A 9,980-nucleotide genomic window follows, 5' to 3' on the forward strand; every position below is an offset into this window, starting at 1 on the left:
GCGGCTGACGGGCCGGCCAGGTGGGCGGCCCGTCAGCCCAGACCAGCGCAGAACGCCCGGTCGGTCCGCAGGGACCGGCCGGGCGTTCTCGTCGGCCGTGGCGGCGGAACACGAGCCGCAGAGGACGTGGACGCTAGCCGAAAGCGGCGACCCGGCTGTCGATCTGCCGGGCGGCGTCCTCCGGGTCGGTCAGGAGGGTGTTGATGGTCAGGTCCGCGTGCCCGATGATCGGGACCTCGTCCCAGCCCTCCGTGTCGCCGGTGCCGCGCTGCCTGACCCGCACCTCGGCGATCTCCCGGGGGCACCAGAGGAAGGCCACGAGCCAGCGCGCGTCGGGAAAGGCGCCGGTGACCGCGTCGATGCCCTCGGCCTGGCGCAGGTGGACCACCGGGACGTGCTCGGCGAGCCGCGCCGCGAGTTCCGGCCGGTCGATGACGTGGGTGGCACCGTGCCGCCGGCTCTCCCAGACGATCTCGCCCCGCCGCCGGAGTTCCTCGATCTCGGTCGGCGTGGCCGTCCGGTGCCCGTTCGTCCGGTCCGGCCCGGCTCCGAGGCAGGGGAACAGGACGTACCGCTGGTCCAACACCCCCAGGTAGCGGGTGACGGTGTCCTTCCCCGCCGCCGGCGGGCCGTAGAGGACGACGCCGCGCTTCATGCCGGCGCTCCCACCCGGGAAAGACATGGTCCGATCCTCTCGACCAGGGCACCCGGCCGGGGCGCCGGAACCTCGGAAGCTACCAGTCGCCCCGTGCCCGCCCGCGCGCGAAGCACACGGAGGGTCGACGGCGAGGGGAGGCCGTCGGGGGCTCGCGGGGGCGGCCGAAGCCACCGGAAGCATGGGACCGGGAGTGCCGGGTAACCGCCGGGCATGGCGCGGTACACGAAGCCCGAACTCAGGGAGCAGGTCAAGGAAGAGATCAAGGCCTCCGACAAGGGCGGCAGGCCGGGGCAGTGGTCGGCGCGCAAGTCGCAGCTGGTCACCCAGGAGTACAAGAAGCGCGGCGGGGGCTACCTGGGCCCGAAGGACGAGCGGCAGAAGTCCCTACAGCGCTGGGGCGGCGAGCACTGGCAGACCAAGGAGGGCGACACCCGGGCGCGGCACGGCGACGAGACGAGCCGCTACCTGCCCGAGCAGGCCTGGGAGCAGCTCTCCCCCGAGCAGCGGCGCGCGACCGACGCCAAGAAGCGGAAGGAATCGAAGTCCGGCAAGCAGTACGTCGCCAACACCGGGCCGGCCAAACGCGCGCGCCGGAACGCGACGTCGGCCGAGCGGCTGGCGGAGTTGCCGGTCGCCGAGGCGGCCAAGCTCGTCCGCGACCTCGACAAGGGCCAGCTCAAGGCAGCCCTGCGCCGCGAGCGCGACGGCAAGGCCCGCAAGACGCTCATCCAGCGCCTGGAATCGGAACTCTCCCGCCGCTGACGAACCCCAAACCCCCGCCCGCGCTCTCTCGCCCCCCTCTCGCCGCGTCGATCATGCACTCGTGGTGGGGAACAGATCCCTGTTCGCCCCTTTCGCGGGGCACCGCAACTGCATGATCGGCGCTGATCAGGTCGGCGCCGGGGGCGCTCGGGTTGGGCAGAAGCGGAAACGCCCGGTCGATCCTCGCGGATCGTCCGGGCGTTCTCGCATGTCACGAGCGGTGGCGGCGGGATTTGAACCCGCGGAGGGCGTAAACCCTCACACGCTTTCGAGGCGTGCTCCTTAGGCCACTCGGACACGCCACCGCCGAGAAGGGTACATGACCCCGGGTTCGGACGCCGAACCGGTATGCCCGAGGGCGGCCTGGCAGGATCCTTGCCATGAGTACGCACATCGGCGCGAAGCCGGGAGAGATCGCCGAGCGGGTCCTGATGCCGGGCGACCCGCTGCGGGCCAAGTGGATCGCGGAGACCTACCTCGAGGGCGCGCAGTGCTACTCGACGGTCCGCGGCATGCTGGGCTTCACCGGCCGCTGGAACGGCGTCGAGGTCTCCGTCCAGGGCTCCGGCATGGGCATGCCCTCCGCCTCCATCTACGCCCACGAGCTGGTCAACGAGTACGGCGTGAAGAGCCTGATCCGGGTCGGCTCCTGCGGGGCCCTGACCGAGGATCTGCGGCTGCGCGACGTGATCGCCGCGATCGGCTCCTCCACCGACTCGAACATGAACCGGATGCGCTTCGACGGGCTGATCGACTACGCCCCGGTGGCCGACTTCGGGCTGCTGCGTACGTCGGTCGAGGTGGCCGAGCGGCGCGGCATCTCGATGCGGGTCGGGCCGATCCTGGCGGCGGACGCCTTCTACACCGACCGCCCGGACCTCTACGACAGCCTCGCCGACTACGGCGTGCTGGCGGTGGAGATGGAGTCGGCGGCGCTCTACACGATCGCCGCCCGGTTCAAGGCCCGCGCCCTGACCCTGCTGACCGTCAGCGACCACATCAAGACCGGCGAGAAGACCACCTCCGAGGAGCGTGAGCAGACCTTCAGCCAGATGGTCGAGATCGCCCTGGACACGATCGTCGCCTGAGTTCCTTTCGGCAGCCGCCCCGTCGTCCTCTCGGATGGCGGGGCGGTTTCGTGACCACGGTCACGCCGGGCGCCTGAGCCGGTCAGCGGAAGAAGGCGCGCAGGAGGGCGGCGCTCTCCGACTCCAGGACGCCGCCGTAGACCTCCGGCCGGTGGTTGAGCCGGCGGTCGCGCAGCACGTCCCACAGCGAGCCGGCGGCCCCGGTCTTGGGCTCCCAGGCGCCGAAGACCACGGTGGACACCCGGGCCAGCACCAGCGCGCCCGCGCACATCGTGCAGGGTTCCAGGGTGACGACCAGGGTGCAGTCGTCGAGCCGCCAACGGCCCAGCCGTTCGGCGGCGCGGCGCAACGCCAGCACCTCGGCGTGCGCGGTCGGGTCGCCGGTCAGCTCCCGCTCGTTGCGCCCGGTCGCCAGCTCGGTGCCGTCCGGCCCGTAGAGCACGGCGCCGACCGGGATGTCGTCGGAGTCGTCGGGGCCCGTGGGGTTGTCGGGGCCGGTCACGGCGACCTCCAGGGCCCGGCGCATCCACCGCTCGTGCCGCTGCCGCCGGCCGGCGCCGTCCGGATCGGCCAGCCCCTCGTGGGCGCCGGGCCCGACCCGGCCCGCCGAGCCCGGGGTCGGCTGCCCGGGGCGTACGGTGCCCAGCGCCGGGTCGGTCGCGTCGGCCGGCTCGGCGCCGCCCGCCCCGGCCCGGCCCGGCCCGGACGACTCAGACCTCACGCAGTTCCTCGACCTCGTCGGCGCAGCCGAGCACCTGGCACACCTCGGCGGTGACGTCGGCCGGCATCATGCCCTCCCGCGTGCAGAGGTTGAGCAGCTTCTGCGCGGAGATGCCCAGGTCGGCCAGGAGGTCGGCCTCGCCGACCGGGTCGGCCTCGGGATCGACGGCGGGCTGCTCGGTGTCCTCGTCGCCGCGCCCGGACGGGCGCGGCTCCTCGGTGTCGTCGAGCCCGGTCACCGAGGTCTTCAGGTCCCCGACCAGGAGGGCGCCCAGCCGGGACTCCTCCGCGTAGGCCGAGTCCGAGCCGAAGACCCGCAGGTCCTCCCCCTCGTCCAGGCGCATGATCACCAGGTACGTGTCGTCCGCCTCGACGAAGAGCAGCGACAGGTCGGCGTCCTGGTCGACGTCGCGCAGCCGGTCGGCGACGTCCTCGATGTCGGTGACACCCCGCAGGTTCACCTCTGCGGCCGTCCAACCGCTGTCGTCACGCACGACGGCCGCAGCGAAGTACGACACGGTTCCCCCAAAAGAGCCTCGGCAGGCCGACCCGTTACGCGTGCACGTTAGCCGGTCGGGTCGGCAGGCGACCGGTCAACGCCCCGAAGGGCCGGTCAATCCTGGGGAAAGTCTGCCGGTCGTCAGCCGGCGACCCGGCGGCGGGTGGCGATCAGCTCCCGCAGCCGCTCGGTGCGCACCCGTTGCGGCCGTACGCGCTGGCGTACCGCCCGGGCGCCCGCCAACTCGGCGAGGAGCTGCTGGCGACGGCGGCTGCGCTCGGGATCGAGCCGCGGAGTGGTCCAGGCCATAACGCCGAGGGTGCCGAGTTCGGGCGGCCACGTCAAGGCGGGATTCGCTGCGCAGCCGGCCCGCGACGCAGCGCAGCCGCGGGCCCGCCGGAACGAGGGCCGGACGGGTCGCCGGGCGGCCGGGACGGGCCGGGACGGCGTTCACCAGAGCGGCCAGTCCCCGCTCGACGCCCACCGCACCGCCACGATGGCGGCGGCGATGCTCCACCCGCCGGCGGTGACGATCGCGACGCCCGTGGCCACGCCCCGGTCGCCCGCGCGGACCAGCAGCAGCGCGACCAGCCAGGCCAGCCCGCCGGCCAGCAGCGTCCACCAGGCGTACCCGGACACGCCGCGGCCGAGCAGGCCGAACAGGAGCAGCCACACGGTCGCCACGGCGGCGCCGGACGCGACGCCCGCGCCGGTGACCGGGTGCGGTTCGCGGTAGGTGGGCTGCGACGGCGGCCCGGAGGGGAAGAGCCCCGAGGGGACCCGTGGCGCCGGCCGGAACGCGGCGTCCGGCTCGGGCGGGAAGGCGTACCGTCCGGTCGTCACCGACCCTCCCCTCTGCGTGGACCTCGTCCCACCGTACCGACTCTGTCAGGATGACCGGATGCCCTCGCCGACGATCGGACGCCGCGCGCGCCCGGCGTACCCGGTCCTGCTGTTGCTCGTGCCGGTCCTGGCCGCCGGCTGCGCGACGACCCGGCCCGGAACGACGCCCGGCGCCCCCCGGCCGAGCCTGCCGGCGACGGCCGGGCAGCCCGCGCCGCCGGTTGCCACCCCGACGGGCACCACCACCCCGACCGACGCCACCACCCCGACCGACACCGCCGCCCCGACCGGCCCGTCGGCCGCGCCGACCCGCGCCGGGCTGCCGCACGTCTTTCCGGTACGCGCGACGAAGGTCGCCTACCACCCGACCCACTCGGCCTACCCGGGGACGGACATCTTCGCCGACTGCGGCGAGCCGGTCGTGGCGGTGACCGACGGCGTCCTGCTGGAGGTCAGCCGGGTCGACCGGTTCGACGAGCGCGGGCCGCGGGGGCCGCACAACGGCGGGCTGTCGGTGTCGCTGCTCGGCGACGACGGGGTGCGCTACTACGGCTCGCACCTGCGCCGCATCGCCGACGGCATCGACGCCGGGGTGCGGGTGAGCGCCGGGCAGCGGCTCGGCGAGGTGGGCCGGACCGGGAACGCGAACAACGTCTGCCACCTGCACTTCGGTATCTCCCCGCCGTGCACCGGGCGGGACGGCTGGTGGATCCGGCGGGGCGTGGTGTGGCCGGCGCCGTACCTGAACTCGTGGCGGCGCAAGGGCAACAAGGAACCCGCCGCCGAGGTGGCCGCCTGGCACCGCCGGCACGGCTGCCCGAAGGCGCCGCCGACCGACTGACGACACGCTCCCGTTTGTCGTCATCAGCGCTTCATCGCTCGGAAACATTGACGGAAGTCTCGGCCCTGGGCTAGCGTCCCGCTGCAAGAGAGCGCTCTCTGAGGCAACTTTCCGCACAATTCGCCCGCAGACCGCGCCCGTCCCCGACCGGCGCTCCCCGACCGGAGGCACTGTGACACCTCCCGCGACACGCCGCACCTGGGCCGTGGCGGCCACCTCCGCCCTGGCCCTCGCCCTCGGCGGCCTCGCCGTCGTGACCACCACCCCCGCCCAGGCCGCCACCGTCGGCGCCGGCAGCTACACCACCGACCGCGTGGGCCCCCTGCCCACCGGTTGCGGAGACATGACCACCAACCCCCGGCAGTTCGCCGCCGCCGACGCGCCCGCCGGGCCGATCCCCACCAACGACTGGTGGTCGTCGCTGCTGTGGAAGCGGACCAACTGCTCCTACAGCGAGCCGCTGCACGCACACCCGGTCTCCTACCAGCCGGCCGGCGACGGCCTCGGCCTCTCGGCCACCTCCACGCCCACGATCAGCGGCACCGCGACCGGCGTCGGCGAGTTCAAGTACACGTACTCCGAGGACATCCGGGTCGGCGTCGCCGCGCTCGGCGCCCCGGTCGTCAAGGTCGACGGCTGGACCGACTGGACGGTCACCCCGTACTGGAACGACGGCGCCCGGACCATGCGCGCCACCATCGGCCACGGCCTGCCGTTCGCGTACTTCCGCACCAGCGGCGGCGACGCGCTGATCAACGCCACCGGTGGCAACGCCACGGTCTGGTCGAACAGCGGCGCCACGATCGGCTTCACCGTCCGCGGCCACGACTACGTCGCGTACGCGCCCACCGGCGCCAGCTGGTCCGTCAACGGTGGCCGGATCACCTCCAACCTGGCCGGCCGGGGCTACTTCTCGGTGGCCCTGCTGCCCACCACGCCGAGCACCGACGCCGCGTCGCGCGCCGAGTTGGCCACCACCTACGGCCGGTACGCCCACGCCCACGTCACCGGCACCCGGGTCTCGTACGCCTACGACCAGGCGACCAGCACCGTGACCACCACGTACGCCGTCACCACGACGGCCCGGGAGGGCACCGCGAACCGGACGGTCGTCAGCCTCTACCCGCACCAGTGGCGGTTGCTGACCGGCTCCACCCCGCTGGCGCTCACCTACCCGTCGGCGCGCGGCCGGATGAAGGTGCTCGCCGGCGTCGACACGTTCCGCACCTCGATGAAGTTCCACGGGGTGCTGCCGGAGGTCCCCGCCGTCGCGACCGGCACCGGAGCCGACCTGACCACGCTGCGCAGCCAGCTGGCGGCGGTCCGGGGCAACCCGATGGACCAGCGCGGCGGCGACACCTACTGGACGGGCAAGGGCCTGGGCCGGGCCGCCCGGATCGCCGAGATCGCCGACCAGGTCGGCGACGCCGAGACCCGGACCGCCGCGCTGAACGCCATCCGGAGCACGCTCACCGACTGGCTCACCGCCACGCCCGGGGAGACCGAGGGCGTCTTCCACTACGACCGCAACTGGGGAACCCTCATCGGCTACCCGGCCTCCTACGGCTCCGACCAGGAGCTGAACGACCACCACTTCCACTACGGCTACTACATCGCCGCCGCCGCCACCCTGGCCAAGTTCGACCCGGCCTGGGCCCGGCAGGACCAGTACGGCGGCATGATCGACCTGCTGATCCGGGACGCGAACAACTACGACCGCGCGGACAACCGCTTCCCGTACCTGCGCGACTTCGACATCTACGCCGGCCACGACTGGGCCGCCGGGCACGGCTCGTTCCACGCCGGCAACAACCAGGAGTCCTCGTCCGAGGGGATGAACTTCGCCAACGCCCTCATCCAGTGGGGGCAGGCCACCGGCAACACCGCCGTACGCGACGCCGGCATCTTCATCCACACCACACAGTCCGCGGCGATCCACGAGTACTGGTTCGACGTGACGAACGAGAACTACCCGGCGGCGTTCGGGCACTCCACGGTCGGCATGGTCTGGGGTGACGGCGGCGCGTACGCCACCTGGTTCAGCGCCGAGCCGGAGATGATCCAGGGCATCAACATGCTCCCGATCACCGGCGGGCACCTCTACCTCGGCCACCACCCGGCGTCCAACCGGGCGAACTACCAGGAGCTGGTGCGCAACAACGGCGGGGAACCGACGGTATGGCAGGACATCCACTGGCAGTTCCTGGCGCTCGGCGACCCGGACGCGGCGCTGGCGAAGCTCCGCGCGAACCCCGGGTACACCCCGGAGGAGGGCGAGAGCCGCGCGCACACCTTCCACTGGATCCGCAACCTCGCCGCCCTGGGGACGGTGCACACCGCGGTCACGGCCAACCACCCGCTGTCGGCGGTGTTCCAGCGCAACGGCGCGCGCACCTACGTGGCGAGCAACATCACCGCCGCGCCGCTGACGGTCACGTTCTCCGACGGCACCCGGCTCGACGTGCCATCCGGGAAGACGGCCACCAGCGGGGCGTACACCTGGAGCGGCGGCACCGCGACCGGTGGGGTCACGGGCACGACGCCGCCCACGACCACCCCGCCGACGACCACGCCGCCCACCACGGCCCCGCCGACGACCCCGCCGCCCACCACCCCGCCGCCGTCGCCGGACTTCCCCACCCGGTACCTGCTGCCGGGCGGCGGGCTGGGCGCGGCCGGCGGCCCGGCCACCACCACGGTGGCCAGCGCGGGCGGCGCGAACCGCGACGGCACGCCGACCAACCCGCAGGTGTTCACCGCGACGGGCCTGGACCTGGCGTACGCCGGTGGGCAGACCACGTTCGACCTGTTCCTCGACGCCGGCAACGCGGTCGGCAACGGGGTGCAGGTGCGGGTCTCCTACGACCTGACCGGCAACGGCAGCTGGGAGCGGGTGGAGACGTACCGCTACTTCGCCACCGACCCGGTTCCCGGATACGAGCGCTACACCCAGCAGAGCGGCCTGCACTCGGCCACCGGCGCCCTCGGCAACCTGTCGAACGGCACCGTGAAGGTGGAGGTCTGGTCGGCGATCGGAAACAACCCGACCACCCTCGGCATCGGCGACCGGTCGCTGGTGAAGCTGCCGCACGCCTGATCCCGTGAGCCTCCGCGCCGTCGGTCGTCTGACGACCGGCGGCGCGGAGGCGTATTTTCCTTGGCATGAGCGCCCGGGACCCCATCGCCGACCTGCGCCGGATCGCGTTCCTCCTGGAACGGGCGAACGAGGCGACCTACCGGGTCCGGGCGTTCCGGTCGGCGGCCACGGCCCTCGCCGCGCTGCCGGGGAGGGAACTGACCGAGCGGGCCCGCACCGGCAAGCTCACCGAGCTGCCGGGGGTCGGCGACGTCACCGCCCGCTGCGTGGCCGAGTCACTCGCGGGCGAGGAGCCGGTCTACCTGCGCCGGCTGCTCGCCACGGAGGGCACCGACCTGGACGCGGCGGCCACCGCGTTGCGCACCGCGCTGCGCGGCGACTGCCACACCCACTCCGACTGGTCCGACGGCGGCTCCCCCATCGAGGAGATGGCGCTCGCGGCGGTCGAGCTGGGCCACGAGTACGTGGTGCTGACCGACCACTCGCCCCGGCTCAAGGTGGCCCGAGGGCTGACCGCCGACCGGCTGCGCCGGCAGCTCGACCACGTGGCGAAGGTCAACGAGGCGCTGCCGGAGGGCTTCCGGATCCTGACCGGCATCGAGGTGGACATCCTCGCCGACGGGTCGCTCGACCAGGACGAGGAGCTGCTGGCCCGCCTCGACGTGGTGGTCGGCTCGGTGCACAGCGGCCTCAACGACGAGCGGGCGAAGATGACCCGGCGGATGCTGGCCGCGATCGCGAACCCGCACCTGGACATCCTCGGCCACTGCACCGGGCGGATGGTGTCGTCCCGGCCGGCCGGGGTGAAGGGGCCGGGCGACCGGGCGCACCGGCCGCGTACCCGGGCGGAGAGCGACTTCGACGCCGACGCCGTCTTCGCCGCCTGCGCCGAGCAGGGGGTGGCCGTCGAGATCAACTCGCGCCCGGAGCGGCAGGACCCGCCGAAGCGGCTGATCCGCCGGGCGCTGGAGGCGGGCTGCCACTTCGCCGTCAACACCGACGCGCACGCCCCCGGGCAGCTCGACTGGCAGCGGTTCGGCTGCGAGCGCGCCGCGCTGTGCGGGGTGCCCGCCGACCGGGTGGTCAACACCTGGGACGCCGACCGGCTGGTCGACTGGGCCCACGGGCACGCCGCCGGCTGACCCCTGGCTGCCGTACTGCCGGACGGGTCCTGGCCGGCAGCCCGGGCGATGGCCGGCGGCCGCTGTCGAGCTGCCCCGTCCATGGGACCGCGTCGCAGCGGGCCCGACGGTCCTCGTGGTGACGGCCGGGACCGCTCAGCAGCGGGCAGCCGGCGCGGCCGGCACCGACGGGTCGGCCGACCCGGAGGAAACGGGCTGCATGGCGGCGACCGGCACGGTCGCGGCATCGGCCGGCCCTACCGCAACGTCGAGGCGTTCGTCGCCGACTACCTCGCCCACGTCATCGAGCGACGCCTCGCCACTGGGCCGACCTCTGGGGGTGAACTGGTG

11 protein-coding genes and 1 tRNA gene are annotated in these 9,980 nt (G+C 73.6%); 5 read left to right on the forward strand and 7 right to left on the reverse strand.

The annotated features are described in order from the left end of the window. Positions 1-133 precede the first annotated feature (133 nt). Positions 134-682 carry a kinase gene (locus AB0G13_RS23500; RefSeq protein WP_357877852.1) on the reverse strand — a complete coding sequence of 183 codons (549 nt, stop codon included), beginning with the start codon at positions 680-682 and terminating at the stop codon, positions 134-136. Between the two features lie 186 nt (positions 683-868). Here AB0G13_RS23500 and AB0G13_RS23505 point away from each other — a divergent pair, with 186 nt between their 5' ends. Beyond that, the gene (locus tag AB0G13_RS23505; RefSeq protein WP_357877854.1) at positions 869-1,420 is read left to right on the forward strand and encodes a DUF5872 domain-containing protein; all 552 of its coding nucleotides are present in this window, start codon (positions 869-871) and stop codon (positions 1,418-1,420) included. 218 nt (positions 1,421-1,638) lie between these two features. Here the strand turns inward: AB0G13_RS23505 and AB0G13_RS23510 are convergent. After that, positions 1,639-1,725: transfer RNA gene (locus tag AB0G13_RS23510), tRNA-Ser, on the reverse strand. A 75-nt stretch (positions 1,726-1,800) separates the two neighbouring features. Between AB0G13_RS23510 and deoD the strand changes: the two genes are divergently transcribed. Beyond that, positions 1,801-2,508 (forward strand): purine-nucleoside phosphorylase, encoded by a 708-nt coding sequence (deoD, locus tag AB0G13_RS23515; protein ID WP_357877857.1) that lies wholly within the window; start codon positions 1,801-1,803, stop codon positions 2,506-2,508. Positions 2,509-2,590: 82 nt separating this feature from the next. Here deoD and AB0G13_RS23520 read toward each other — a convergent pair whose 3' ends face one another. The 4 genes from AB0G13_RS23520 to AB0G13_RS23535 all read right to left on the reverse strand — a co-directional run bounded on the left by AB0G13_RS23520 (position 2,591) and on the right by AB0G13_RS23535 (position 4,570). Beyond that, positions 2,591-3,082 (reverse strand): nucleoside deaminase, encoded by a 492-nt coding sequence (locus tag AB0G13_RS23520; RefSeq protein ID WP_357877891.1) that lies wholly within the window; start codon positions 3,080-3,082, stop codon positions 2,591-2,593. A gap of 136 nt (positions 3,083-3,218) precedes the next feature. After that, on the reverse strand, positions 3,219-3,746 hold the full coding sequence (locus AB0G13_RS23525; protein ID WP_357877860.1) for a tRNA adenosine deaminase-associated protein: 528 nt from the start codon (positions 3,744-3,746) through the stop codon (positions 3,219-3,221). A 122-nt stretch (positions 3,747-3,868) separates the two neighbouring features. Then, positions 3,869-4,036, reverse strand: coding sequence for a hypothetical protein (locus AB0G13_RS23530; RefSeq protein ID WP_357877863.1), 168 nt, complete (start codon positions 4,034-4,036; stop codon positions 3,869-3,871). A 141-nt stretch (positions 4,037-4,177) separates the two neighbouring features. Further along, positions 4,178-4,570, reverse strand: a complete 393-nt coding sequence (locus AB0G13_RS23535) for a hypothetical protein (RefSeq protein ID WP_357877866.1) — start codon at positions 4,568-4,570, stop codon at positions 4,178-4,180. 58 nt (positions 4,571-4,628) lie between these two features. Here AB0G13_RS23535 and AB0G13_RS23540 point away from each other — a divergent pair, with 58 nt between their 5' ends. The 3 genes from AB0G13_RS23540 to AB0G13_RS23550 all read left to right on the forward strand — a co-directional run bounded on the left by AB0G13_RS23540 (position 4,629) and on the right by AB0G13_RS23550 (position 9,650). After that, positions 4,629-5,411: a M23 family metallopeptidase gene (locus AB0G13_RS23540; protein WP_357877869.1), complete on the forward strand. Its 783-nt coding sequence runs from the start codon at positions 4,629-4,631 to the stop codon at positions 5,409-5,411. A gap of 172 nt (positions 5,412-5,583) precedes the next feature. Beyond that, on the forward strand, positions 5,584-8,508 hold the full coding sequence (locus AB0G13_RS23545) for a glycosyl hydrolase (protein ID WP_357877872.1): 2,925 nt from the start codon (positions 5,584-5,586) through the stop codon (positions 8,506-8,508). Positions 8,509-8,573: 65 nt separating this feature from the next. Beyond that, positions 8,574-9,650 carry a PHP domain-containing protein gene (locus AB0G13_RS23550; RefSeq protein ID WP_357877875.1) on the forward strand — a complete coding sequence of 359 codons (1,077 nt, stop codon included), beginning with the start codon at positions 8,574-8,576 and terminating at the stop codon, positions 9,648-9,650. 135 nt (positions 9,651-9,785) lie between these two features. Here the strand turns inward: AB0G13_RS23550 and AB0G13_RS23555 are convergent. Next, a partial coding sequence (locus AB0G13_RS23555; RefSeq protein ID WP_357877878.1) for a hypothetical protein occupies positions 9,786-9,980 on the reverse strand: 195 nt, incomplete at its 5' end.

The organism is Micromonospora sp. NPDC023633 (assembly GCF_040640035.1).
Taxonomy (GTDB): Bacteria; Actinomycetota; Actinomycetes; order Mycobacteriales; family Micromonosporaceae; genus Micromonospora.